Genomic DNA, 26,460 nt, shown 5'->3' with positions numbered 1-26,460 from the left:
TCATTAAGAATCTGTTTAACCTCAATGGGCCCGTCAATCATTTTAGTAAACGTCAATACATTCCTTTACAAATCGATTCTATAGTAAAACGTACAGGATAAGATTCGAGATTTTAGTCGCACCCAAGAAGATTAATAAAACTAAAACGCTAAATAAATGACGTAAAAAAGTTCAATATATGCATTAGTCTTTTTTATGAAATTACAACTAATTTTATAGTTTTATTTCCTCCGATAGCCGTACATTGTTCTAAATTAATTATTAAAATTTATGAAAAAATTATTGCTATTTACAACTGTTATTATGCTAGCATCGTTCTCTTATGCCCAAAGCTATGGCTCTGGAATAGGAATTAAGTCGCTAAGCCCAGGAGGAGGCCCTTATGGAGGAGCCGGTGTCAACTACAAGGTTAATATAGGAAGCGGTAGCTTTTTAGACATGACTTTTGGAGGTGGTACGCGTCACCTTACAGGTCAGATACTTTATGAATGGCAAAGAGAAACAGGATGGACCGATGGAATGGATTGGTATATTGGTGTAGGTGGAACTTTAGGTTTATGGAGTAGCAGTTATTATTACGACTGGGATGACGACGATTACTATAAGTACAAATACAAGAACCATAAATACCAAAGCGGATTTTTCATAGGAGCTGACGCTGTTATAGGTTTAGATTTCAATCTAGAACCAAATACAGGTATTCCTATTGGAATCTCACTTGAAGCTGGACCAAGTGTTGGTTTAGTAAATAGTGGAGGTTTTGGTATAAACTCTGCGCTTGCAGTAAGATATATAATTAACTAATTGTAAACTTTACAATTCAAAACGCCCAGTAAATAAAATTTACTGGGCGTTTTTTTATCTTCATAATTTAAACAGCATTTAAATACCGTTAAAAATAAACTCTTCTATTATTCAATATAACTCAATCTCAACATATTTGACTTTCCTTTTGACTCGATAGGCATTGAGGCTACGTTAATAACCAATTCACCTTTTTTCAAGAAACCTTTTTCTTTCAAAATGTATTTGATATCTGCAATAGTATGATCTGTACTGACCATTTTATCATAGAAAATTGCACGCACACCCCAAACTAGGTTCAGTTGAGTCAAAATCTCTTTGTTACTTGTAAATACAAAGATTTGTGATTTTGGTCGTTGAGAAGCAATTTTATAAGCAGTATATCCAGAAAATGACATTGTCACAATTGCTTTTGCATCTACTCTATTTCCTAAGCGCGTTGCATTAAAGCAAATTGAGTCAGAAATAAAACGTTCTTGATTCTTCTCCGGAATCTCTTCTTTATAGTAAATCAAGTCAGATTCTTCAATCTTACGGACAATTTTATCCATTGCTTGAATTACCGTAATTGGATGTTTACCTACAGAAGTTTCTCCCGAAAGCATAACAGCATCAGTTCCATCTAAAACAGCATTAGCAACATCATTTACTTCTGCTCTTGTTGGAGTATAATCTTCAATCATACTTTCCATCATTTGCGTAGCAACAATAATTGGTTTTGCATGCAAGTAACATTTCTTAATCAACATCTTCTGCACCAAAGGCACATCTTCCATTGGAATCTCTACTCCTAAATCACCACGTGCAACCATAATTGCATCTGTTTCACGAATAATTGCATCGATGTCTTGAATTGCCTCAGGCTTTTCAATTTTAGCTACTATTTTCGCTTTGTTGTGGTGCTTATTTATGATGTGTCTTAATTCGATGATATCTCTTGCTGAACGCACAAATGACAAACCTATCCAGTCTACATTCAAATCCATTGCAAACTGTAAATCTTCAAGATCTTTTTCAGTCAAAGAAGGCAATGAGATTACAGTATTTGGCAAGTTCACTCCTTTATTTGACGAAAGAATTCCTCCATGTGTTACCACAGCTTGAATTACTTTCCCGTCTGTTGAAACAACTTCTAGTTCTAGTTTACCATCATCCAAACGAATAAATTCACCTGCCTTAATATCTGCAGCAAGTTGTGCATAGTTTATAGCAAATTTACGACTTGTTCCAAGTACTCCTTTTTCGTTTACAATTTGCACGCTTTCCCCTGGAATTAGATCAACTCCATTGTTTTCCATTTCACGGGTACGAATCTTAGGTCCTTGTAAATCGGCTAATATTGCAATATTTAAACCTGTTTCTTCATTAAGCTCACGAATAATTCCGATTACTTTTTCATGATCTTCGTATGCACCATGAGAAAAATTGATTCTTGCAACATTCATCCCCGCTTCCATCATGCCTCTTAAAACCTTTTTAGAAGACGAAGCAGGTCCTAACGTAGCTACAATTTTTGTTCTTTTCATTTCTGTATTGTTTATTTTCTTAATTGAGTATTTTTATCCAGCTAATTTAAAATATGAGTTTATTTGCAGATTTTAAATCGTAAGGATCAAAACTAAATGCGGTCAAAATACTCGGTATACTTTTGAGCTGAGCCAACAAATTATCGACATCTACAACTCCCGCTTCTTTAATTACCAAGAAGAAATCAATTTGTGACTTCTCTGGAATTAAAAATTTACCCATGCTTTTATTTTGTATAAAATAGTAGATCACACTTTCATCTTCATCTTCCCACTCATAAAAGGAATGAGACGAATTTACTACTCCATTTTTTCCAGAAACCATGAAGGGTTCAATAGATTTCCTGAGTCTTAAACCCATATGTTCATTTATTGACCAACAAACTCTATAATCTCCTTGATGACTGCATAAGCCTATGATGTCAAAATTAAAATCATCTTCTAAACTTAAGGTATATTTTGCCATAAAAACATTAATCTACAAGATATCAAATTTACGAAATTTTGATTGATACTCAATATTAAATTTTTATTAATTCATTTTCTCGACTCTATACCAAAGCAAAGGCGTTTTTGACTTCTCAGGAACAAGCAAAGGGTGTGTCAATTTTAACTTCCCAAATAAAGAGGTTCTTAACTCCGCTTGCAATAAAAGTGACTGGTCAGAATATCCGTAATACAAAACACGATATTTACTAAAAGACTTTAAACCCTCTACTTTCATTCTATTCGGTCGCCATGAAATCACTGTTGGATTTGTATATCCCGCATCCAGTTGATCACAAGCATTTTCTTTTAAACCCTCTTCTTTTGAAGCACCTGCAGTTTGAACATTGAATGTTCTGTTATAGACATAACCAGCTGCTATTTCATGATCTTTACCTATTATATATTGATGTTCTACAATATCTTTTTCAGATGAACTAAAGCTGCTTTTCTCTCGCCCTAAAGCTGTTTTATTATTTATTATTTCCAAGAACCAATTGCTGTTGTAATAGTTCTTTGCATCAATAATATCTGGCCAAGAAACGCGTTCATCTTTAGCTCCCTCAACATTCCTTTCTTCCTCAGAATGTAAAAAAGCGGCCCAAATAAAATGACCAATAGCTCCCGTAAATGGATAGCGCATTACATCTATTTTATGGCCTTGATAATCGGAACATTCATGGGTTCCATCTCCATGATCAGACTCTCCGAAAAGAACAGGCTTATTATATGTTTTTTTTAATCTTTCAATAGTTTTTGCCATTGAATTTTCTTCACTCCCAAACTCATTATTTGAGCTTGACTTCGAATGAATCAATTTTTCCGGACTACGCGAATAATAGGAAATTGAAAGAAAATCTAGATCATCCAAATACCATGTGCTATCTACAAAACCTGGTGTTTCTTCAGTTAGATGGGAATAAATCGCAGTTTTACCAACAGGAAATCTACCAACTCCAGCCAATAAATGATTGTTATACTGAATAGTATCTTTTATATAACTTCCTATTTGTTTGTGGTATTCATAGACTGCTTTTCTTGCGACATCGCCTGATTCAGAAATTGCGTCATAAGGCGATTCTCCTTTAGAAGAATTTTCATTAATATGCCATGGCTCACACAAAAGCTCAATTGCAGAAAGACTTGTTGAATAACCCCATCTTGCAACTATATAACGAGTTCTTTGTTTTAAATAGCGCATTCCCTCTTCTTTTAAAAACATGTCGGAAGGAGTATCACTATTTAACATAGCAGAATAACCAGAAGGTAGATTTGGATCTTTATATGGTGATTTCTCATCAAGCCAATAATTGGCATAATCATATCGGAATTGATAATAGTCTCCCAACTTCATAAAATATGAATGATACATTAAATTAAATTGAATTAACGTATTGTTTGCTTCACAAAAAGAGATCATTTGATCCATCTCCCAAGCTAGGTTTTGTCTGTCCTGATAAAATCCAACCTCTTCAAATTCTATATCAGAAACACTGGGATGCATGAAAAATCTAAAGTACTCTCCACCTTCTGTAACATAGTCTTTTACTGATTTATTAAATGACTCCCAAACTGCTAAATCTAAAGTTTCAGTTTTACTCAAACTGTAAATTAAATTATTGTTATTGCTTGGAAAAGAAAGATTTATTCCTGTTGGAATGATTGTTTCCCCATCTCTTTGCAAGTATTCCGTACTGTCATTCAATGAAACAAATCCTTTAAAATCAGAATCCACAACGGTAAAAAAATCTTCATCAGAGACATAAGCTAGTTTTTTATTAATTAAAACTGAAATATGCACTCGGTATTCTCCTATATTTGTTGGAGCATATCTAATTCTAAATTGATGATCTGTCTCCAGTTGAATCCATTTGTTTTTTTCTTGATTTCGTTCAACATCCGTAAACCAAAATCCTATTGCTGCAAATTTAGATTGACTTTTAATATGTGTAAAATGTGCTTTAACATCAATATCCCAGCTCATAAATGGATTCAAACCTTCTCTTTGATTAGGAATCCCATCCATATAAACTTGAATTAATTCCAAAATTGAATCAGGTAAAGTTACTCCCAATTCTAAGCGTGAATTTTTCGGAACAGCAGACTTCTCCTGATTTATGAATTCAAAATCAATTATTTTAGGAGAATCTAATTGCCCAAAAGCAAGGCATGGCAATAACGCCACGAGAAAAGTTAAATATCGCATACTGATGTATTGAGTCTTTAAAGATAATTAAATAAAAGGAAAGATCACTGGCCGACTTGGCGCAGCATCATTCTCAAAAGGAGCGACTTGCAAATTCAACAAGTACGCTCCGTCTTTAGCTTCTTCTGGAACGAAAATCATTTCTGTAATTGTTCTATCAAATCTAGGACTGCTCGGAACTTCCCAAAATCCATGGTGGAATGCCAGTTCTCCTCCATCTGTTTCTTTGTCTACACTTGGTAGATCAATCAAAAGATGTTTGATGTTTAAAGTATTTATAATCTCCAAACATTCTATAGCAATGTAAGGAGGATTTGTAGCTGAATAATTCCTAGATTTCTTCTCTTTTGTGTTTGGAAGTGTTCTGATAATTAAAGCTTCAATTGAATCATACTGTTTAAGTGATTCCAATTGTTTCGGTGTAATCACAGTGTCTTCTTCTATAACTTCTGGAGAAATACTGATTACAACAGCTTGAAAGAAATATTGATTTAAATGCTCATTAATTGAATAAATCTCTGGGGTAATGTGCCCCAAACATTCAGTATGCGTTCCATGACCATGTGGATTAAAAAAGATATTTCGAAAATTTACGGCTCCGCCATCTTTAACAGAACCAATCCAACCATCTTCCATCACAGGTTCAAACCTTGGCGGTTTTACATACCAAGCTAGTGGGTTTTTGTTGTCATTAGATAAAGGAATAGACAAATCTACTCCTTTACTTAAATCAATTTTCTTTCCTTCTTGTGTTGTTAGAATCATGTTATTTTTCTTTTGACCTTAAATGCTTCCTCAAGACTCATTACTCAAAACTCAATACTGATTAAGGTAATGATCTCACCAACTGCTGATAACGACTCTTATAAGTTTCTTTTCCTGTACAACCTTGTTCTGTTGCTTGGTTATAGAAAAATTCAATACGATTTGCAGGACTAGGGTGAGTACTCAACCATTCTGGTGATGATGCTCCACCTTCTGCTTCAATTTTCTCAAAGAACTTTGCACCACCAGCAGCGTCATAATCTGTAGGACATAAATAAGTTACTGAAGCTTTATCTGCTTCCGTTTCATGAGTTCTTGAGAATTTCAAACTAATAATACTTGACGTTAGATCTTTAATTAATGCACGGTCACCTGCGATAATGCTTAACATTACATCAACACCATACAGTTTTGTCATTTGGCGTGTGGAATGACGTAAATCGGCATGACCAATTTCGTGTGCTAAAACTCCAGCTAATTGTTCTTCAGAATCCAAATACTTAATTAATCCAGTATACACATAAATGTAACCACCCGGCGTACAGAAAGCATTTTTCGTTTTGTCATCTTTGATAATTCTAATTCTCCAAGCAAAATCGTCTTTGTGGGTAACATTACCTGAGTTCAAAATCTTATTTCTCATGTCATACAAGTACTTGTATGGAATAGGATTTTGAGCACTGTCTAAAACAGGGTATTCCTGCTTGTTTCCGTCAATCTCTGCGGCTACTTGTTTCCCTAATTCTTTATCATTTTGAATAGTAAAAAGATTGAAACTCTTTATGCCTCCACCGTTGGTCATTCCACAGCTTGTCAAAAAGGCCATTGAAGACAACAAAATAGTGATGCTGAATAATTTTCTCATAGTTTGATAATTTTTAAGGGTAAAAATAAATACAAATAACTTGTGATGCAAATCCTAAAAGGTAACCTGCTCCGACTTCTTTTAATGAGTGTGCTTTTAAAAATAATCGCGCTGTCATAACCAATCCACCTACTACCAATACTGACGTCAGCATTATAAGTGGAGATTGTTCAAGTGGTACAGAAAACATATAAACGAAGCCGAAAAGTGAGCCCATTCCCATTCCGTGCAAGCTTATTTTAGATTTTTTTGTGATAAAGTAAGCGATAAAAGCACTTAAAGCCCCTCCAACAACCATTGCTTTAATAATCGATGGAATCATTGCATTTTCTGCTTGAAACATTAAAAACAAATACAATATTATGCAGTAAAACGTCATTATCGCAATTGGTGTCAAACGTTCTTCTTTGCTTTCCATTTGTAGAGAAGTAATGGTTTTATTGAGTCGCAATACAACCAAAGATAGTCCAGGCGCCATGACAATAAATACCAAAAAGAGCAATAAAAACAAGAATTTCACATCAGGATGTAACATATACAAAGATTCACTTGCTACAAATGAACTGGACTGAACTGGTAAATACAGAACAATCAGCAAACCATAAATAGGTGTGAATAATGGCGAAAAAATCCATGAAAGAAGCTTCGAAATTTGTTTCATTAAAGTTCTTTTCTAAGTCGTGCTACTGGAATATGTAACTGTTCACGGTATTTAGCAACCGTTCTTCTCGCAATATTGTATCCTTTTTCTTTCAATAAAGCGGCTAATTTCTCATCCGTTAAAGGCTTGCGTTTGTGCTCGTCTCCAACTGCTTCTAGCAAAATTTGCTTCACCTCTCTTGTTGAAACTTCTTCTCCTGAATCTGTTGACAATGATTCTGAGAAAAAATGTTTCAATGAAAAAGTTCCGTATTGTGTTTGCACGTATTTTGAATTGGCAACACGCGAAATAGTTGAAATATCTAAATCTACAATCTCTGCAATGTCTTTCAAAATCATTGGGCGCAATTGAATATCGTCTCCTGTTAAGAAATATTCTTTTTGATAATTCATAATTGCCGTCATTGTTGACAACAAAGTATTTTGACGCTGTTGAATTGCATCAATAAACCATTTTGCAGAATCCAATTTACTCTTAACAAAAGTAAGCGTTTCTTTATCTGACTTTTTTAGTTTTGCGCCTTCAGAATAGTTTTGCAACATCTTCTTGTAGCCTTGACTAATTTTTAAATCTGGAGCATTTCTTCCATTCAATGACAAAACAAGCTTTCCATCTTCATCCATAATTTGGAAATCAGGAACTACTTGTTGCAAAGATTTAGACGAACTTTTTAGTGAACCTCCGGGTTTTGGATTCAAACGAATAATTTCATGAACAGCATCTTTTAAATCCTCTTCAGAAATCTCCATTTTTGCGGTGATTTTCTTGTAGTGTTTTTTAGTAAACTCATCAAAGTAATCTTCCAAAATTTTCAAAGCAGTATAGCGCGTAATATCCCCATCTTGTCTTCTCTCCATTTGAAGAGTCAAACATTCTTGTAGATCTCTCGCACCTACTCCTGGTGGATCTAATTGCTGAACATAATGCAAGATTCCTTCTAAATCTGCTTCAGTTGTAATTAAGTTTTGTGAAAAAGCTAAATCATCAACTATAGATTCTAAATCACGTTCCAAATATCCAGCGTCATCTAAACTTCCAATCAAGTAAGTCGCAATAAGCACCTCTTCTTCTGTGAGCTTTTGCATATTGAGCTGACTCAACATTAATTCTTGGAAAGTTTTACCAGCAGAAAGTGGCATTGACTTCTCTTCGTCGTCTTTACTTTTATTTGAAATGCTAGTTTTATATGCAGGTTCGTCGTCTGTTAGATATTCATCAATATCGAAATCTCTTTCGTCCTCTCCTGCTTCTTCTTCGTATTCTTCTTGCTCAAACTCGTCTTCAACCTCCTCTTTACCTTCTTCAAGGGCAGGATTCACTTCCAATTCTTGTTTAATTCGTTGATCCAATTCCATGGTTGGCACCTGCAACAATTTCATTAACTGAATCTGCTGTGGTGAGAGCTTCTGCTCCATCTTCTGGGAAAATGACTGTCTAAGTGCCATAATTATTAATTTCTAGGCTTAATATAATTAGCCAATTTACTGTTTTTATTGTTAACTCAGGGTTAGTAAGCTTGATTCTAATAATTCTTTCAATGTAAAATTAAAAATATTTGGCTTAGTTCAGAGTATTTCCAAACACATCTCTAAGTTTTGGGGTTAGTTTGGGGTTCGCTTCGCTCAGTTTTTTTTTTACACGGAGACAAATGAGAGTTTTCACAGAGATACACAGAGAAAATGGCGGGTTTTCACAGAGAAGCATGGAGAAGGTCACCTTTGGTGATTAGAGAAAAAAGAGTTCCGTATTACTATTGTAGACTGAAAAACATTAGTTTAGAGTTAAAATTGACTATGAAAGATAACAATCTTACTTCTGAAATAATTGGTGGAGCTATTGAAGTACATCGCGCACTTGGGCCAGGTCTTCTTGAATCAGCTTATAATGAATGTTTAGCTTATGAATTAGAGATAAGAGGATTGTCTGTGCAAAGAGAAGTTGCTATGCCGATTATCTACAAAGAAGTTGAATTAGATCATGGTTATCGGATAGATTTATTGATTGAAGAAAGGATAGTTGTTGAATTAAAAGTAGTTGAAAATTTTACAGATGTACATACGGCACAAATCTTAACATACATGAAATTGGGAGGTTTTGATTTAGGATTGTTAATCAACTTTCATGAAAAATTATTGAAAAACGGGGTAAAGAGATTTGTATTTTAGTTAAGGGTCGTTACGCTCAGTTTTTATTTCACTGAGCTAAAGGCGATGCACTGAGCTTGTGGAATATGAGGGTTTTCAAAGAGATACTCCGAGAATAATTTAGGGTTTTCAAAGAGGTGAGCACAGGAATTCATCTTTGGTGTGAAAAAAAAGAATACCACGGAAAAACTCACTTTTTTTCTCCGTGTTACTCTGTGAAAAACCTCTGTGAATCTCTGTGTAATAAACCCCACGAGTGCAACGAAAAAACCTCTTTTTTCTTTGCGAATCTCTGCTCCTCAGCGCATCTCTGCGTCACCCTTCAACTCTAAAAGTCAGCGTTACCCGGCGTTCTAGGGAAAGGAATTACATCACGAATATTCGTCATTCCAGTGGCAAACATTACCATTCTCTCGAATCCTAATCCAAAACCTGCGTGAGGAACTGTACCAAATTTACGTGTGTCGATATACCAATACAATTCTTCTTCACTAATGTCAAAGTCTGCACATTTGCTTTTTAAGATCTCCAAACGTTCTTCACGTTGTGAACCTCCAACGATTTCGCCAATTCCAGGGAATAAAACATCCATTGCTGCAACTGTTTTTCCATCGTCGTTTTGACGCATATAAAACGCTTTAATTGTAGCTGGATAATCTGTTATAATTACTGGACAATTGAATTCTTTTTCTACCAAATAACGTTCGTGTTCAGAGTGTAAATCTACTCCCCATTCCACGTCATATTTGAATTTCTTTTTCTTATAAGGTTTAGAATTTCTTAAAATTTCAATTGCCTCAGTGTAAGTAATTCTCTTGAATTCATTACTAGCAACAAACTGCAATCTTTCAATTAAAGTCAGTGGATTTCTGTCTTTTTCTGGCTTCGCTTTTTGCTCTTGAGCATCACGGTCATTCAAAAATTGAACATCGTCTGCATAATTTTCTAAAACATAATTAGACAAATATTTTAAGAATTCTTCCGTCAAATCCATGTTGTCTTTCAAGTCATTAAAAGCAACCTCTGGTTCTATCATCCAAAATTCCGCCAAGTGACGAGAAGTATTAGAGTTTTCCGCTCTAAATGTTGGTCCAAATGTATAAACTTGTCCTAAAGCCAAAGCCCCTAATTCAGCTTCTAATTGACCTGAAACTGTCAAATTCACTGGTTTTCCGAAGAAATCTTGTGAATAATCAACTTTTCCGTCTTCTGTTTTTGGAACGTTATTTAAGTCTAAGTGCGTAACATGGAACATTTCACCCGCTCCTTCAGCATCTGAGGAAGTTAAAATTGGAGTATGTAAATTGTAAAATCCTTTGTCATTAAAGAATTTATGAATAGCGAATGTCAAACCATGACGAATTCTAAACACCGCTCCAAAAGTATTCGTTCTGAAACGTAAATGCGCTTGTTCTCTCAGGAATTCAAGACTATGTTTTTTAGGCTGCATGACTGTTTTCTGAACATCATCTGGATTTGCTTCCCCAATGATTTCAACAGAATCAACAGCAATTTCTTTGGCTTGACCTTTTCCTTCTGAAGCGATTAAAGTTCCACGCACCTCAACAGCTGCAGCAGTACTGATCTTTTTCAGAATAGCTTCATCAAAATTTTCATATTCAATTACCGCTTGGATATTATTGATCGTTGACCCATCATTAATCTGGATAAAACGATTGCTTCGAAAAGCCCTCACCCAACCTTTTACAATAACTTTTTCGCCTACTTCAGACGATTCCAATAACGCTTTTATTTTCGTATGTTTCATTGATATAATTTTGACTTCTGCAAAAATAGAAAGTTTCGGCATATAGCGGTGGGTAATTGATAATTTAGAATTGATAATTTTTGGAGTTAGTAACTTCATTACAATAATTATTCAAACCCAACTTAAGTAGCTGTCAAAATCATGCTATTTTCGATAATTGCTTTTTCATATAAACTTTAACAAAGTGCTAATCAATATAGGTTCTGTAAATTCAGGTACCTATCAATTTTTGAATTAAAATATGTGTCTTCGAATCGTAATAAAAATCGGTATGTAAACTAAAACAGTAAAATCATGGAACAGGAATATTTAGGACAAATAAGAATACCAACAGATGAAGAGTACAAAAGACTAACGAACTACAGTGATTTATCTTTAGTTGATAGAAGAAGAGAGAAAGTAGCTACCTTGTGCAGACGACAAGTTCCTAAAGCTCGTTTGGCAAGATGGTTCAAATTTGATGCAATGCTAGATATGAAAGATAGAGTTGAGTGGGAAATACTTATGAATACAGTTATGAATACAGGCAGAGGTAAAGGATGGATTAAAGACGATAAGATAACACCATTTGACTACGAACAAGATGCTATTGATAGGACTAATGCTGAAAGAGGCAGGTAATAATTATCATTTCAAAACATAATATTCATCAGCGATGAAGGATTTGAGTTTTTAGTCGATAAAACACTTCATAAATGTTGTAATAAGACAATCTATGGCACGAGTTGGAGTAAATATTCACATCAAGTGAAGGACAAAGAGGAAATAGAGAGAATTAAAAAAGAACTTGGTATAAAATGATGTCTTCTTTGGTTCTAACTTGAATTAAATAGTTTTTATGGCAACTTTAAGCCTACTTAGAATTATTTAATGGCAAATAGAGCTTTAGAAAAAGGACTGATACGGCTATATGTAACTGATAATAAGATTAATAGTTAAAGAATTATATTAACATTCGTTTAAGCCTAACTATGTTAAATTATTTTATACCTTTAAGTATAATACCAAATAGTATAAAATGAGAAAATCACCCTTTATGTATGGCAAAACGGTCAGTTTAGACTCCTTTACGAACCGAGAAGTGGAATCAGATAAATTGAAGAATAATTTAGTTCAAGGTATCAATACTACTATCATTTCACCACGAAGATGGGGCAAATCAAGTTTAGTAGAAAAGGTCATTTCTGAAATAAACATCGAAAAAAATGATATAAAAACAGTGGTTATTGATTTGTTTTCTGTTTCGTCTGAAGAGGAATTTTTAGAGACATTCACAAAAGAGGTCATAAAGGCATCTTCCTCTCAATGGCAAGACTGGATGAAGTCTGGTAAAATATTTTTTAAACAACTAATTCCTAAAATTAGTGTTGGAATCGACCCATCAAACGATTTTTCAGTAAGTTTTGATTGGAACGAATTAGTAAAACATAAGCAAGAGATCTTGAACCTTCCGGAAGTTATTGCTAGAAATAAGAATATCCGATTCGTTATTTGTTTGGATGAATTTCAAAACCTTACCGATTTTCCAGACTTTGAAAATCTGGAGAAAAAGATGAGAGCAATCTGGCAAAGGCAAAAATCAGTAACATATTGCCTGTATGGAAGCAAAAGGCACATGATGACGGATATTTTTAATAATTCTTCCAAACCATTCTATCGTTTTGGTGATATTATGTTGTTACAGAAGATAAGTGAAGAAAAATGGATTTCCTTTATTCAAAAAAGTTTCGAAAAATCAGGTAAAAACATTTCTAAAAACTGGGCTTCAAAAATCCCACAATTAATGAAAAATCATTCTTGGTATGTTCAACAAATGGCACATTATACTTGGCAAAAAACTAAATCAACAGTTGACGAAGAGCAAATATCAAGCGCATTAGAAGAACTAATTAATGCAAACACTCCCTTATATCAAAACGAGATTGAAAATATAAGCGCAACTCAACTTAATTTATTAAAAGCAGTTTGCAAAGGCGAGCATCAACTTACAAGTTCAAAAGTTATGCAAAAATATAAATTAGGTACTCCACGAAATGTAAGTAAAAACAAGCTCATTCTTATCCATAAAGATATTATCCAAGAAATAGAATCTGGCTATGAATTCCTTGATCCTTCTTTCGAGTTATGGTTTAATAAAACTTATTTCAAGATTGAATATTTAGATGAGTTATCATAAATTCGGTAGTTAAACTTAGAAAAAAACATGAAAACAAATAATCCAGAAACAAAAAACAAACATTTAGACAACAAATACGGTAAAGAAGGAACGGTTTCAAGAAAGGAATTCGAGCAAAAAGCTGAGGGAGATATTTATAAGCCTGAATTCGTAGAAAAGATTTTAAATTCTCATAAAAATGATAAGCGTCACACTATTCCTACAAAAAAATTATGGGAAAACATTTAGAATAATTTAGTAATAGCAGATACAAAAATTCTGAATTTTAATTCAATCATTCGTCATTCTCAAAAAAATAAATCCACACCTCTCATTCACTTAACAAAAACTTAATATCAATTAAACCACCCTTTTTACTATATTCGTTAGAATTACATCGATTATGATCTAGGTCAACACATAATAGTCAGCTTAAATTCAAATCGTTTTTAAAATAATCTAAAATTAAAATTACCAAATATATGAGCGAAAAAAAACGCACCAAAGCACAAGAAGCAACACAAGCTATAGAACGTATTTACATTGCAATGCGTCACTTATTTAACCGCGGATTCTACAAACCAATGGGCGTTTCTGGACGAACATTGAGGGAAGGTTTGCTCGCATTACAACCTGAAATTTATGGCTCTATTGGTGAAGATAAAGTAGAATTAAGTGGTTTATTATATGTGCTTGACCGTTTACCAAATGGAATTGAGGAATGTCCAATCATTAATCTTACAGGAGATGAAGGATATCAATTATCGAACATGAAATCAATTATTCCTCCGAAAAGAAGAAGGAATTGTTACCGAATTGATAAAGACCAAATGAATGTGGAAATTACGCGTGGTCGATCAGATATTTATGATATTTTGACTCACCTTACTTTCCTGTTTATTGAATCTCACAAGATTGCTAATCGAGTTATTATCAATGAAAAAGGAACATTAACTTTAGAATGGCAGAAATTTGAAAAAATCATTTTACAAGAAGAGATTTCTAATGAAGAATTGGAAGTTGCGATGTTCCATTCTGCAAACATTTTAGGAAGAACATTTGAAGAGGTTTTAGCTGTTCATAAAGCACTTGCTACTGAAGAAATGCCAAACCGTTTACTCAAAGTAATTTATTGGCTAGGAAAATTAGCAATTGATGAAGTGCTAGAAATCAATAAAAGAATCATCTTATTTAGTCCAGTCTTGCGTGAAAGAACAGGTCACCACATGCATGGAGAACGTTGGGCAAATCGCATAAAAAGAGAATTAGAGAATCAGGATCTTTTGGAGCGTCCTGTTCACATTATTAGTGCGAATATGCACAGTGTGATGAATTATTTATTCAGTAAACAAACGATTACAAGTAAGAAAGAAGAACTGAATAAAAGAGAGGTTTTTGAAAGATTAAGTCAGCCAGAAAATTCAAAAGACAGAAAGCAAATCAGTGATTTGGCAACTAACCAAGGAATGACTTATCTCAAAGATGTTTCAGGAACTAACATTGATGTTCAGATATTCGATTTAGCTAAAATGGACTTTGATAAGAGCTATTTATCAGCTGTTATTGACGATACAAATGCTGTACTTATCGTAATGGATTATGCGTTTGGTGAACAAGCATTTGAAACAATGGATGAATTATTAAAACCATATAAAGCAGCTAAAAACGGCCCTGTAAATCTGAATGTTCACTCTGTATCTATCATGGGGAAAGCCGGAATTCTAAAAGGAAACAAGGGAGATCTTATGATTCCACAAGCGCATGTTTTTGAAGGAACAACAGACAATTACCCATTTGAAAATGAAATCACTTTGGCCGATTTTGAAAATGAAGATATCGAAGCGAGTGATGGACACATGATTACAGTTTTAGGAACTTCGTTACAGAACAAAGACATGTTGAGTTATTTCAAAAAATCAACATGGAATGTGGTAGGATTAGAAATGGAAGGAGCGCATTATCAAAAAGCAATTCAAGCCGCTTCGAGAATCCGAAACAGTATTAATTCGAACGTAAAAGTAAGATACGCCTATTACGCTTCAGATAATCCATTGGAAACTGGAAGTACGCTAGCATCTGGAGGTCTTGGATTGACAGGTGTGAAACCGACGTATTTAATTACTGAGAAGTTTTTGAAACAAATTGTTCGACAAGCGATTTAAATTAATGGTTAATTTTTAATGTTTAATTTAATTATTAACGCTTGGATGGTTGGTTAGGATTGGTGAAAGGCTCTAATGAAAGTATGAGTAATTGAGGAATTCGAAATATTAATGATGTATTTTGATTGGAACTGTAGTGCGGACGATTACTCCATTTGGTGATGAGAATGCTTCGCAAAGTTTGCAAATCGTCCCTACATTGCCAATTTCTAAACAACCTCTACATTAATAATCTTTTAATCTTTATTTAAATTCTTCTCTGTGAATCTCTACTTCGACAAGCTACGCACTGGTGTGAAATCACTCCTTTATCTCTATGTAAAAAAAGAGCCAAAGGCGCTTCTTCTTCTCTTTCTTTGTGTCCCGGCAACTTTGCGGGACTTTGCTCCTTTGCGAAACTTTGCGTCATTCTTCCCTTTCTCTCAAATTGAAGTAGCTTTGCAATTCGATTGACAATCAAAAAAAGCAATTTTAAATATGGAAGATTTTTTTCCTAATCAAAGATATACCAGTTCTGGAGAGCCTGAATTGGGAATGGGAATAGTTTTAGAAGTAAGTAAAGACAAAGTACAAATTCATTTTCCTGTTGCAGATGAGATGCGTCTTTACGCGAAAGAAAGTGCTCCTTTAAATAGAATTATTTTTAAAGTTGGAGATACTATTATAGACCATCAAGGCCAATCAATGCTGATTGAAAAAGTCCAACTCGAAGGAAATATTTACGTTTATTTTGGGAAGGATACAAATATGCTTGAAGCAGAAATAGGCGCTGGAACAGCAACAACAAATGTTGACGATCGACTTTTTATGGGCGATATTGATACTCCTGAAATGTTTGCTTTACGCAGAGAAACGCTTTACAATGATTACCAAAGAAAAATTTCTCCTGTTCATGGATTTGTCGGTGGAAAAATAGATTTAATACCTCATCAATTGTATATCGCACATGAAGTGAGTTCAAGATTCGCTCCTCGTGTTTTACTTTCAGACCAAGTTGGACTTGGAAAAACAATTGAAGCTTGTTTGATTCTGCAACGTTTATTGGTGACTGGAAGAATTTCACGCGTGCTTATTCTTGTTCCAGAATCTTTGATTCACCAATGGTTTGTGGAAGTCTTGCGAAAATTCAATTTATGGTTTAATATCTTCGATGAAGAACGTTGTGAATCTCTTGAAGAAAGCGCTCCAGAAGGAAATCCTTTTCTCGACAATCAATTGATTATTTGCAGTACAGAGTTTTTAGCAGGTTCAAGAAAACGAGCTTCTCAAGCGATTAAAGCAGGTTGGGACATGTTGGTTGTTGATGAAGCACATCACTTGGAATGGTCTGTTGATGAAGTAAGTCCAGAATACAGTATTGTAGATTTATTGAGTCAAGCGACTGAAGGATTATTACTTTTAACCGCTACTCCAGAGCAATTAGGAGTTGAAAGTCACTTTGCTCGACTGCGTTTACTTGATCCGAATCGCTATACTAATTTCGAAGATTTCAAAAATGAACCTGAGGGAAATAAAGACATTGCTGATTTAGTTGAAAAGCTATCCTCAGGAGCGGACATAAAACCAAAAGACAAGAAGCTATCAGAATCAACATTTTCTAAAGAAAGAATAGCTGCTTTAGATTTTAAAAATGAAACCTCAAGACACAATCTGATTGAAGATTTGCTTGATCAACATGGTCCAGGAAGAGTTTTATTTCGAAATACCCGACAAGCAATGAGCGGATTCCCAAAAAGAATTGCTCATGTTGTTCCACTTCAAATAGAGAAGGATCATAATCTTTGGATTGAACGATTAACGAATGAGTTTTCCTATGATATGAATAGGGATGCAGAAGAAAACGGTGAACAAGAATTTTGGTTCAATAAAGATCCGCGTGTAAAATGGGTTTTAACCAAAATGGAAGAAATATATCCTGAGAAAATTCTATTGATTTGTTCTACCAAGGAAAAAGTCTTGGCTTTAGAAGCTGCGATCAGTAAAGCTATCAATTTGAATGTTGGTGTTTTCCATGAAGATTTATCATTAGTCCAACGCGATAAAAACGCAGCTTGGTTTGCCGATCATGACAGTGCTCAAATTCTATTGTGTTCAGAAATTGGAAGTGAAGGTCGAAACTTTCAATTTGCTCATCACCTCATTTTATTTGATGTACCATTTCATCCAGAATTATTGGAACAAAGAATTGGTCGTCTAGATAGAATTGGACAGAAAAACGACATCAATATTCATATTCCATATATCGTTGGAAGTCCTCAAAGCAGCATTGTAAGATGGTTTCATGAAGGTTTAAATGCTTTTAATACTAACCTTGAAGGCGGAGATAATATTTCTCGTTTATTTAGTGATCGATTATTAAACATTACTAAAAACCCATCAATTGAAGAAGTGAATTCTGAACTAGAAAAACTGATCAAAGAAACAGCAGATTTTCAAAAAGAACTCAAGAAAAATTTAGCTGAAGGACGCGACAAACTTTTAGAAATGAATTCATTTCGACCGAAAGTTGCTGAAAAGTTAATTAAACAAATTAAAGCAGAGGACAAAGACAAAGCATTAGAAAACTACTTAACAAAAGTCTTTCATCACTTTGATGTAGAGATGGAAGATTTAGCGGCAAGAACTTATTTATTGCATCCAGGAGCTTTTAATGCTGATGTTTTTCCGACAATTCCACAAGAAGGAATTCAAGTTACGTTTGATAGAAAAAGAGCAATCAGCAGAGACGATATTAGTTTCTTGAGTTGGGATCACCCAATGGCAACTGGAGCTATAGATATGGTAATGAGTTCAACATTTGGGAGTGCTAGTTTTGGAATTCTTAAAAGTTCTGGCAGCTCCGGATTATTACTTGAATTGATATTCGTTTTAGAAACAGCGGGAAAAGAAAGTATAGATATCGACCGTTTTCTTCCACATACTCCAATCAGAATTGTGGTGGATCATACAGGAAAAGAAGTCACAGATTTATATTCAATTGAATTGCTCAACAAGAATCTTATCCCTAGTAGAATTGATGCTTTATTGGAGAATGATGCATTCGTAGATATCTTAATTCCAAATATGATTTCCTCTGCAACAGAAATCGCAAAAGATTTAGGAGATAAAGAAATTGAAAAAGGATTAAAAAGAATGAAACTTAAACTGAATCACGAGATAGACCGACTGACTTCATTGCAAGAAAAGAATCAACACATCAGACCAGATGAAATTGAAACAGCGATGGAAGAACGTAATACGCTGTCGGCAATAATCAATAAAGCACGGGTGAGATTGGATGCTCTACAACTGATAAGAAAAGAGAAAAATAATGTTTAATGGTAAATTATTAACGCGATAGGAGTCAATTGTTAACGCGCTGTTTTTGAATATAGTTGAATTTTCAAATCAACAGACAATAATATTAACAAGGTTTTTCGATTGGCATTGTAGTAAGGATAATTTGTAAATTGTCCCTACATTACCAATTGAAACATAACATTAATAACCCTTCGAAACGTTTGTGATTAATCTTTCACCATGAACACATTTAGATTGGCATTGTAGTGCGGACGATTACTCCCTTTGGTCATGAGATCGCTTCGCTAAGTTTACAAATCGTCCCTACACTGCCAATCTTTAAACAATATTTACCTCTTTTTCTTCTTCTCTGCGTTTCTCTGCTCCTCTGCGCAACTCTGCGTCACCTTTAAACCCCAAACGGATTCTCAATACTAAAACTCGGCTCAGTAAACCATTTCGGTCCATTTTCCGTCATATACACATGGTCTTCTAATCTTACACCAAATTCATTTTCTACGACAATCATTGGTTCAATACTGAACGTCATTCCTGCTTGTAACTTAATATCATTTCCTCTGAGAATAAACGGATGTTCATGAATTTCGAGTCCAATACCGTGACCAGTTCTGTGTGGTAATCCTGGCAAATCATAATCTGGACCTAAACCATCTTTTTCTAATTGTACACGAACCTCATCGTCAATATGTCCACAAGGATTTCCTAATTGTGCCGCTTTAAACGCAGCTAATTGTGCAGATTTTTCATTGTTCCAAATCTCCTTTTCTTTCTCGGAAGCATCACCATAAATATACGTTCTTGTGATATCAGAAATATATCCATTGAATTGTGTCCCCGTATCAACCAAAACCATCTCATTTTCTTCTAATGTTTTTGAAGTTTTAACTCCGTGAGGGAAACTAGAATCTTTTCCAAATAGAACAATACAGAAATAAGAACCCGCTGCAATTCCTAGTTTTTGATGTGCTTTATGAATAAAATTGACAACTTCAGCTGTTGTGATTCCGGGTTTTAAAATTCTTGCAGTTGCTTGATGCACTTGCATTGTTAAATCCATCGGATATTGAATGTGTGCAATTTCGGCTTCACTTTTAATCATTCTGATGTCTCTGATTAATTCTTCCGCACTGCTAATTTGAAACTTTTTGTGTTCCTGAAAACGTGAAACATTCGTAAAACGAGTTGAATCATCAATTGCCAATTTTAATCCTTCTTTTACAACTTCCGCTATTTTCTCTACTGGCGACTCGTGCTCTGCCCATGGAATGAATTTTCCTTTTATTCCAATAAAATCATTAAAAGTTCCGATTTCAAATTCTGGAACGACATACTTTAACGTTCCATCAGCAAAAAGTAAAGCGCCTACTAAACGTTCTGAAGGGTTCCATTGCGTATTCGTAAAATAGTATAAATTGGTTCCTGCATTGATATACAGTGCATCCAGTCCATTTGATTTTAGAGCAGCACAAGCTTTATCGATTCTATTTTGGAATTCCTCCCTTTTAATTGGTTCAGGTTGAATACTTGGAACACTTAATTTTGAAAGTTCTTCTTCAGGTGTGCTCCCACCAATTCCATATGATCTGTTGCTATTCATTCTATTGTTGTTTTAAAATTTAACACTGAATTAATCAGCGTTTTCTAAAACTATAAAATTATAAGAATTGATGCAAACTTTGGGGTGAAAGAAAAGAAAGAATTACGCCGAGTTGCGCAGAGGAGCAAAGAAGGCGCTAAGAAAGGGAAGACAAAAGTAAAGAGAAGGGATTTGTGCATATATTGGGGTGAAAGAAAAGAAAGAATTACGCAGAGTTGCGCAGAGGAGCAAAGAAAGCGCTGAGAAACGAAAGGCAAAAGGAAGGAGAAGGGATTTGTGCAAATATTGGATGGGTATTTCGATTGGCGATTTGAAATAATGATGAATTATGAATGTAATGTATTTTGATTGGCCATGCAGTGCGGCCTACAAAAAAAACAAATGGTTTTTGATTAAAATTTTACCGTAAGGATATTTCGATTGGCGATAAGTACGGACGATTTGCAAATCGTCCCTACATTGCCAATTTCAAAATAACATCAACATTGACAACTTGCGTATATCTACTTCTTTTTATTCTCTGCGAAACTCTGCTCCTCCGCGAAACTCTGCGACACCTTAACCCTACATTGCCAATTTCTCAATTACCTCAATAGTCTCAGAATCATCAACTCCTAAACCTTCTTTTTGATGAACCAAAACTCCTTCTTGATCGAACACACTTATGATATTCGAATGTGAAAAATCCAATGGAGAAATACGTTTATAACTCACGGCAAGAACTGCTGCAAATTCACGTGTATCATCAATATCTCCTCTTAAGAAAACCCATTGATCACTGTCCATTTCGTTTTCCTTTGCAAATTCTTTCATTCTTTCTGGTGTGTCCGTGTCTGGGTCAATACTTACAAATACATATTTAACTTGCTTATTGGCTTTGTCACTCACTTTGTCGTAGATTCTGCGCACATCGGCAACCAATCTTGGACACGCAGCTTTACAAGTAGTGTAAATCATTACAGCCACAACTACATCTCCTTTTAAGTCTTCCAATTGAATATCTTCACCATTTTGATTTGTCCAATTTGACGGTAAATTATACACTGAAAGCTCTGGCAATTCACCAGTAAATTCTTTTTTCTCAGTTTTTAATTCTACTTCCTCTTCTTGAACTTCTTCAGCTTCTTTATCAGAACAACTGTTTAACATTCCTAATGAAAACAAAGCAGTTAAACTTAATATGATATACTTTTTCATGGCTATTATTTTATTGATTTAGCACATCTAAATCCTAATGTTCTGATTGAATAATTTGCTTTTATACTGCCTCGAAATGCGTAACGCATAAATGCTGCGTAATTCATCAAATCTGATGAACCCACTGCTGCACCACCACAAAATAGATTGCTACTTCCATCAACATCTTTTCTAGATTCTCCAGAAATCAATACCGAATTAAAGTCTTGCGTCCATTCCCATACGAGTCCGTGCATATCATAAACTCCGTAGTAATTTTTGAATGTACTTCCAATTTCTTGGTTGTGTGAATTTGGTTTTTCATACCAACTTAATATGAATTTATTGTAATCATCTTTCGAACGAGCATCAGCTCTTTTCTCGTCTGCCATTCCAACATATTCCCATTCATCTAAAGTAGGTAATCTTTTCCCTAAACACTCACAGTATTTCTTGGCTGCAAACCATGAAACATTTGTCATTGGAGCGTTTAGAAGCTCACCTTCTTTTAATTTTGAATCATTTGTGAAATGTCTCAAGTAATTTCCATCTGCATAAAGTGCAATTACATTTGACTTTTTCCATTTCGGATTTTCCTCCAAAAACTTAACATATTCTGCATTTGTAACAGGATATTTATCGATGTGAAAGTTATCCACTTTAACGGGCATTGAATCTGTACCATAAAGTGGAATATAAGTTCCCCCTTTAATTAAAGCCATGCCTTCCGATTGTCCATAGCTCGTGAGAGAGAAAAACACAATTGATACTATACTAACAATTTTAGAAAACATGACTTTAAAATTTTAAGGTTTGTAATATTATATAAGATACGTATTATTTATTACGTACTTTTTTAACCATTTCCTCAGTAACTTCTGTTCCGTTGTTACCCCAACTATTGTAAACATAAGTCATAACAGCAGCAACTTCTTTATCAGTTAAGTTCTGTGCAGTCATTACACTGTTGTATTTTTTACTGTTTACAGTAATTTCTCCTGTTTTACCACGAAGAACTATTTCAATAGCACGACTTACATCAGCATTTAAATAATCTGCTTTTGCTAAAGGAGGGAATGCATTTGCGATACCTTCTCCATTCGCTTGGTGACATGCAAAACATGTTGAACCGTAAAGCTTTTTACCATTTGCCATTTTTTCAGATTTACTCAATTCAACAATTGGTTGATCTACTTTAGCTTCAACTGGCATCGATTGAATTGTACCTCCTTCTGGTAAGTAAATTCCTTCTTGAATTGTTCCAGCAAAAATCTTTTTATTTTCATCACCAGATACACTCAACATACCTAATGCACCTTTATTAAATGCTCTGAAAATAGAGTGGTCTACAATAACAAGTTCCCCAGGTACGTCTACTTTAAATTCAACGATTGCTGCACCTCCGGCAGGAATTAAAGTTGTTTGAACATTCGTGTTAACCAAATCTCCACCTTCAACATGAACTCTATCGAATATCTCACCAATTACGTGGAAAGAAGAAACTAAGTTTGGTCCACCGTTTCCAACAAATAGACGAACAGTTTCACCAACTTTTGCTGTTAATGCGTTATCACCTGTTAATGCTCCAACTTTACCGTTGAAAACTACATAGTCTGCATCTTCATCAATAGCTTTCTGCATATCGAAAGGCTGAACACCTTGGTCTCCAAAGTTTCCTTTTGTATAGAAATCACCTTGCATTATGTAGTATTCTTTATCTACTGGTGGAAGTCCTCCTTCTGGCTCAACCAAGATCAAACCGTACATTCCGTTTGCGATGTGCATTCCAACTGGCGCAGTAGCACAGTGGTAAACATACAAACCTGGATTTAATGTTTTGAATGAGAAAGTAATCTCATGTCCTGGCGCAACGAATGAAGAAGCTGCTCCACCTCCTGGTCCATTCACTGCATGAAGGTCAATGTTGTGAGGCAATTTATTATCTGGGTGATTTTTCAAAGTAAATTCTACTTCATCTCCAACTTTCGTTCTAATGAAACTTCCAGGAACCGTTCCTCCGAATGTCCAATAAACGTATTCAACACCGTCGGCCATTTCACCTGTTTGCTCTAAAATCTCCATATCTACGATCAGCTTTGTTGCTTCTCTATTGGCTGTAGATTTTGGAACGAAAGGTGGAGAAGTCAATTCTGCCTTCATTTCAGAGACCACTTTAATGTCTGCTGAGTTCATTTTTCTTGTTTCAGATTCTTGGTTCGCACCACCTGAACATGAAGATAAAGATGCCGCCCCTAACAAGAGAGAAAAGGATGCGAACATCTTTAATTTTGATTTAATTTGTGAATCAATCATAATGTTTGTTTTTAAATTACGGTATAAAGATAGTCAATGACAATTGTGTGACAATGAGAAATGAGTTTGAAAACTTAAAATCTGCTATAAATCATATTTCTCAATGACGCCGCGCATATATTCGGATAAACATGTCTTTATATAAAATATTTTTAATGCTATTAGATTTCATGGCAACTCATTAGGATTCTCAATCCATATATAATGAACTTACGACAAAGTATAATTTTAAATCCTTGATGATTTTGATATTAACTTTTTAATTGCTTACTTTTGTAATCGATTTAAGAAAAATAAAGAAATGAGCGAAGCAAAAGAACAATTAAAATACAAGGTTAAAGATATTAGCCTTGCAGATTACGGAAGAAAAGAAATCAGACTTGCCGAGGCAGATATGCCAGGGTTAATGTCTTTACGTGAAGAATTTGGTGCATCAAAGCCACTTAAAGGAGCGCGTATTGCAGGTTGTTTGCACATGACAATTCAAACAGCTGTTTTAATTGAAACTTTAGTTGAGTTAGGTGCAGACGTAACTTGGTCTTCATGTAATATATTTTCAACTCAAGATCATGCAGCAGCAGCAATTGCAGCAGCTGGAATTCCAGTTTACGCATGGAAAGGAATGAATGAGGAAGAATTTGACTGGTGTATCGAGCAAACTTTATTTGCTTTTGAAGACGGTCAACCTTTAAACATGATCCTTGATGATGGTGGAGATTTAACGAACATGGTATTTGATCGTTACCCAGAATTAACAAAAGACATTAAAGGACTTTCTGAAGAAACAACTACAGGAGTTCACCGTTTATACGAAAGAAAGAAAGCTGGTACTTTAGTTATGCCTGCAATTAACGTTAACGATTCAGTTACTAAATCTAAATTTGACAACAAATACGGATGTAAAGAATCATTAGTTGATGCAATTCGTCGTGCTACAGATACAATGATGGCTGGTAAAGTTGCTGTTGTTTGTGGATACGGAGATGTTGGAAAAGGTTCTGCTGCTTCACTTAAAGGTGCTGGTGCACGTGTGATTGTAACAGAAATTGACCCAATTTGTGCATTACAAGCTGCAATGGATGGTTTTGAAGTAAGAAAATTGGATAACGTTGTTGACCGTGTTGATATCGTTGTTACTACAACTGGAAACAAAGACATCGTTGTTGGTCGTCATTTCAAGAAAATGAAAGACAAAGTAATCGTTTGTAACATAGGACACTTTGACAATGAAATCGATGTTTCATGGTTAAACGAAAATGCTACATCTAAAGACGAAATTAAACCACAAGTTGATTTATATGATTTAGACGGAAAAGATATCATTCTTTTGGCTGAAGGTCGTTTAGTAAACTTAGGTTGTGCTACAGGTCATCCATCATTTGTAATGTCTAACTCTTTTGCTAACCAAACTTTGGCGCAAATGGAATTATGGATGAATACTGACAAGTATGAAAACGACGTTTATATGTTACCAAAACACTTAGATGAGAAAGTTGCTGAATTACACCTTGCGAAAGTTGGTGCTGAGTTAGAGACTCTTTCTAATGATCAAGCTGATTATATCGGAGTTGATGTTAAGGGGCCATATAAACCAGAGCACTACCGTTACTAGTCTTTTCTGTTTATAAAGTTCGATAGCGGCGTTGCACTTAGTTTTAAAAATTAACATTGACAAAAGTCAACTTATAATTTTAAAAACAAAGCGCGCCTTGCTCTAGAACTTTCTAAATCAGAAAATAGATTCTACCAATAAATAGAATTATAACATATTGAAAAGAGTTCAGACTTAATTGTTTGGACTCTTTTTTTTTTGGAAATCATTCTCAAGAAAAGGTAATGTACGGGCGATTTGTAAATCGCCCCCATCATTAGCTTCCTTATTCTCATAATTGCAATCGATGAATTAAATAGAACATTTTTACTCTTTTTTTTTGAAATCAACCTCAAGAAAAGATTATGTAAGGACGGTTTGTAAACCGTCCCCAGCATTAGCTTCCTTCCTCTCATGATTGCAATCGATGAATTAAATAGAGTATTTACACTCTATTTTTTTTGGAAATCAATCTCAAGAAAAGATAATGTACGGGCGATTTGTAAATCGCCCCCATCATTAGCTTCATTATTCTCATAATTGCAATCGATGAATTAAATAGAGCATTTATACTCTTTTTTTTTGGAAATCATTCTCAAGAAAAGATGATGTACGGGCGATTTGTAAATCGTCCCCATCATTAGCTTTCTTATTCTCATAATTGCAATCGATGCATTAAACAGAGCATTTATACTCTTTTTTTTGGAAATCAATCTCAAGAAAAGATAATGTACGGGCGATTTGTAAATCGCCCCCATCATTAGCTTCCTTATTCTCATAATTGCAATCGATGAATTAAATAGAACATTTATACTCTTTTTTTTTTAGAAATAATCCTCAAGAAAAGATAATGTACGGACGGTTTGTAAAACGTCCCCATCATTAGCTTCCTTATTCTCATAATTGCAATCGATGAATTAAATAGAACATTTATACTCTTT

Annotated in this window: 20 protein-coding genes; 8 read left to right on the top strand and 12 right to left on the bottom strand. The window is 34.6% G+C overall.

The window, feature by feature from the left end; genetic code table 11:
- Positions 1 to 270: 270 nt before the first annotated feature.
- A complete protein-coding gene (locus ERX46_RS02610; protein WP_130092268.1) occupies positions 271 to 804 on the top strand; it encodes a hypothetical protein in 534 nt (177 codons plus the stop codon).
- A 107-nt stretch (positions 805 to 911) separates the two neighbouring features.
- Here the strand turns inward: ERX46_RS02610 and pyk are convergent, their stop codons facing one another.
- The 7 genes from pyk to rpoN form a co-directional block, all read right to left on the bottom strand.
- Entirely contained in the window at positions 912 to 2,330 is a 1,419-nt protein-coding gene (gene pyk / locus ERX46_RS02605; protein ID WP_130092267.1) for a pyruvate kinase, read from the bottom strand.
- 46 nt (positions 2,331 to 2,376) lie between these two features.
- Positions 2,377 to 2,796 carry an IPExxxVDY family protein gene (locus ERX46_RS02600; protein WP_130092266.1) on the bottom strand — a complete coding sequence of 140 codons (420 nt, stop codon included), beginning with the start codon at positions 2,794 to 2,796 and terminating at the stop codon, positions 2,377 to 2,379.
- Between the two features lie 66 nt (positions 2,797 to 2,862).
- Complete coding sequence (locus ERX46_RS02595; RefSeq protein WP_130092265.1) at positions 2,863 to 5,022, bottom strand: hypothetical protein; 2,160 nt, start codon at positions 5,020 to 5,022, stop codon at positions 2,863 to 2,865.
- Between the two features lie 27 nt (positions 5,023 to 5,049).
- The gene (locus ERX46_RS02590) at positions 5,050 to 5,787 is read right to left on the bottom strand and encodes a cyclase family protein (RefSeq protein WP_130092264.1); all 738 of its coding nucleotides are present in this window, start codon (positions 5,785 to 5,787) and stop codon (positions 5,050 to 5,052) included.
- Between the two features lie 61 nt (positions 5,788 to 5,848).
- Positions 5,849 to 6,652 (bottom strand): M48 family metalloprotease, encoded by an 804-nt coding sequence (locus ERX46_RS02585; RefSeq protein ID WP_130092263.1) that lies wholly within the window; start codon positions 6,650 to 6,652, stop codon positions 5,849 to 5,851.
- Positions 6,653 to 6,665: 13 nt separating this feature from the next.
- Entirely contained in the window at positions 6,666 to 7,313 is a 648-nt protein-coding gene (locus ERX46_RS02580; protein ID WP_130092262.1) for a hypothetical protein, read from the bottom strand.
- Positions 7,313 to 8,758 (bottom strand): RNA polymerase factor sigma-54, encoded by a 1,446-nt coding sequence (gene rpoN / locus ERX46_RS02575; protein WP_130092261.1) that lies wholly within the window; start codon positions 8,756 to 8,758, stop codon positions 7,313 to 7,315. The genes ERX46_RS02580 and rpoN overlap by 1 nt, the downstream gene beginning before the upstream one ends.
- Before the next feature lie 234 nt (positions 8,759 to 8,992).
- Here rpoN and ERX46_RS02570 point away from each other — a divergent pair, with 234 nt between their 5' ends.
- Positions 8,993 to 9,478: a GxxExxY protein gene (locus ERX46_RS02570; RefSeq protein WP_317127169.1), complete on the top strand. Its 486-nt coding sequence runs from the start codon at positions 8,993 to 8,995 to the stop codon at positions 9,476 to 9,478.
- Positions 9,479 to 9,785: 307 nt separating this feature from the next.
- Here ERX46_RS02570 and asnS read toward each other — a convergent pair whose 3' ends face one another.
- Positions 9,786 to 11,225, bottom strand: coding sequence for an asparagine--tRNA ligase (gene asnS / locus ERX46_RS02565; protein WP_130092260.1), 1,440 nt, complete (start codon positions 11,223 to 11,225; stop codon positions 9,786 to 9,788).
- A gap of 294 nt (positions 11,226 to 11,519) precedes the next feature.
- Between asnS and ERX46_RS02560 the strand changes: the two genes are divergently transcribed.
- The 5 genes from ERX46_RS02560 to rapA all read left to right on the top strand — a co-directional run bounded on the left by ERX46_RS02560 (position 11,520) and on the right by rapA (position 18,860).
- On the top strand, positions 11,520 to 11,846 hold the full coding sequence (locus ERX46_RS02560; RefSeq protein ID WP_130092259.1) for a hypothetical protein: 327 nt from the start codon (positions 11,520 to 11,522) through the stop codon (positions 11,844 to 11,846).
- A gap of 460 nt (positions 11,847 to 12,306) precedes the next feature.
- Positions 12,307 to 13,401 (top strand): AAA family ATPase, encoded by a 1,095-nt coding sequence (locus ERX46_RS02555; RefSeq protein ID WP_242494523.1) that lies wholly within the window; start codon positions 12,307 to 12,309, stop codon positions 13,399 to 13,401.
- A 27-nt stretch (positions 13,402 to 13,428) separates the two neighbouring features.
- Positions 13,429 to 13,629, top strand: a complete 201-nt coding sequence (locus tag ERX46_RS17575; RefSeq protein ID WP_207214103.1) for a DUF2683 family protein — start codon at positions 13,429 to 13,431, stop codon at positions 13,627 to 13,629.
- A gap of 233 nt (positions 13,630 to 13,862) precedes the next feature.
- Entirely contained in the window at positions 13,863 to 15,542 is a 1,680-nt protein-coding gene (locus ERX46_RS02545; RefSeq protein WP_130092257.1) for a DUF6909 family protein, read from the top strand.
- Positions 15,543 to 16,019: 477 nt separating this feature from the next.
- On the top strand, positions 16,020 to 18,860 hold the full coding sequence (gene rapA / locus ERX46_RS02540) for an RNA polymerase-associated protein RapA (RefSeq protein WP_130092256.1): 2,841 nt from the start codon (positions 16,020 to 16,022) through the stop codon (positions 18,858 to 18,860).
- Between the two features lie 370 nt (positions 18,861 to 19,230).
- On the opposite strand, the gene ERX46_RS02535 is transcribed toward rapA, so the two are convergent.
- The 4 genes from ERX46_RS02535 to nirK all read right to left on the bottom strand — a co-directional run bounded on the left by ERX46_RS02535 (position 19,231) and on the right by nirK (position 23,928).
- Positions 19,231 to 20,439 (bottom strand): M24 family metallopeptidase, encoded by a 1,209-nt coding sequence (locus tag ERX46_RS02535; protein ID WP_130092255.1) that lies wholly within the window; start codon positions 20,437 to 20,439, stop codon positions 19,231 to 19,233.
- Between the two features lie 564 nt (positions 20,440 to 21,003).
- The gene (locus tag ERX46_RS02530) at positions 21,004 to 21,636 is read right to left on the bottom strand and encodes an SCO family protein (protein ID WP_130092254.1); all 633 of its coding nucleotides are present in this window, start codon (positions 21,634 to 21,636) and stop codon (positions 21,004 to 21,006) included.
- 5 nt (positions 21,637 to 21,641) lie between these two features.
- The gene (locus tag ERX46_RS02525; RefSeq protein ID WP_242494522.1) at positions 21,642 to 22,409 is read right to left on the bottom strand and encodes a formylglycine-generating enzyme family protein; all 768 of its coding nucleotides are present in this window, start codon (positions 22,407 to 22,409) and stop codon (positions 21,642 to 21,644) included.
- Between the two features lie 43 nt (positions 22,410 to 22,452).
- Positions 22,453 to 23,928 (bottom strand): copper-containing nitrite reductase, encoded by a 1,476-nt coding sequence (gene nirK / locus ERX46_RS02520; RefSeq protein ID WP_242494521.1) that lies wholly within the window; start codon positions 23,926 to 23,928, stop codon positions 22,453 to 22,455.
- Positions 23,929 to 24,229: 301 nt separating this feature from the next.
- On the opposite strand from nirK, the gene ahcY reads away from it, so the two are divergent.
- Positions 24,230 to 25,540 carry an adenosylhomocysteinase gene (ahcY, locus tag ERX46_RS02515; RefSeq protein ID WP_130092253.1) on the top strand — a complete coding sequence of 437 codons (1,311 nt, stop codon included), beginning with the start codon at positions 24,230 to 24,232 and terminating at the stop codon, positions 25,538 to 25,540.
- The last annotated feature ends 920 nt before the right edge of the window (positions 25,541 to 26,460 follow it).

Source organism: Brumimicrobium glaciale (assembly GCF_004152935.1).
Classification (GTDB): domain Bacteria; phylum Bacteroidota; class Bacteroidia; order Flavobacteriales_D; family Crocinitomicaceae; genus Brumimicrobium; species Brumimicrobium glaciale.
The sequence above is the reverse complement of the archived record's forward strand: the minus strand, read 5'-3'. Positions and strand labels throughout refer to the sequence as shown.

Bases quoted from the DNA above. Each gene is read 5' to 3' on its own strand.
- ERX46_RS02610 (WP_130092268.1), top strand. From the start codon at position 271: ATGAAAAAATTATTGCTATTTACAACTGTTATTATGCTAGCATCGTTC.
- pyk (WP_130092267.1), bottom strand. From the start codon at position 2,330: ATGAAAAGAACAAAAATTGTAGCTACGTTAGGACCTGCTTCGTCTTCT.
- ERX46_RS02600 (WP_130092266.1), bottom strand. From the start codon at position 2,796: ATGGCAAAATATACCTTAAGTTTAGAAGATGATTTTAATTTTGACATC.
- ERX46_RS02595 (WP_130092265.1), bottom strand. From the start codon at position 5,022: ATGCGATATTTAACTTTTCTCGTGGCGTTATTGCCATGCCTTGCTTTT.
- ERX46_RS02590 (WP_130092264.1), bottom strand. From the start codon at position 5,787: ATGATTCTAACAACACAAGAAGGAAAGAAAATTGATTTAAGTAAAGGA.
- ERX46_RS02585 (WP_130092263.1), bottom strand. From the start codon at position 6,652: ATGAGAAAATTATTCAGCATCACTATTTTGTTGTCTTCAATGGCCTTT.
- ERX46_RS02580 (WP_130092262.1), bottom strand. From the start codon at position 7,313: ATGAAACAAATTTCGAAGCTTCTTTCATGGATTTTTTCGCCATTATTC.
- rpoN (WP_130092261.1), bottom strand. From the start codon at position 8,758: ATGGCACTTAGACAGTCATTTTCCCAGAAGATGGAGCAGAAGCTCTCA.
- ERX46_RS02570 (WP_317127169.1), top strand. From the start codon at position 8,993: ATGGCGGGTTTTCACAGAGAAGCATGGAGAAGGTCACCTTTGGTGATT.
- asnS (WP_130092260.1), bottom strand. From the start codon at position 11,225: ATGAAACATACGAAAATAAAAGCGTTATTGGAATCGTCTGAAGTAGGC.
- ERX46_RS02560 (WP_130092259.1), top strand. From the start codon at position 11,520: ATGGAACAGGAATATTTAGGACAAATAAGAATACCAACAGATGAAGAG.
- ERX46_RS17575 (WP_207214103.1), top strand. From the start codon at position 13,429: ATGAAAACAAATAATCCAGAAACAAAAAACAAACATTTAGACAACAAA.
- ERX46_RS02545 (WP_130092257.1), top strand. From the start codon at position 13,863: ATGAGCGAAAAAAAACGCACCAAAGCACAAGAAGCAACACAAGCTATA.
- rapA (WP_130092256.1), top strand. From the start codon at position 16,020: ATGGAAGATTTTTTTCCTAATCAAAGATATACCAGTTCTGGAGAGCCT.
- ERX46_RS02535 (WP_130092255.1), bottom strand. From the start codon at position 20,439: ATGAATAGCAACAGATCATATGGAATTGGTGGGAGCACACCTGAAGAA.
- ERX46_RS02530 (WP_130092254.1), bottom strand. From the start codon at position 21,636: ATGAAAAAGTATATCATATTAAGTTTAACTGCTTTGTTTTCATTAGGA.
- ERX46_RS02525 (WP_242494522.1), bottom strand. From the start codon at position 22,409: ATGTTTTCTAAAATTGTTAGTATAGTATCAATTGTGTTTTTCTCTCTC.
- nirK (WP_242494521.1), bottom strand. From the start codon at position 23,928: ATGATTGATTCACAAATTAAATCAAAATTAAAGATGTTCGCATCCTTT.
- ahcY (WP_130092253.1), top strand. From the start codon at position 24,230: ATGAGCGAAGCAAAAGAACAATTAAAATACAAGGTTAAAGATATTAGC.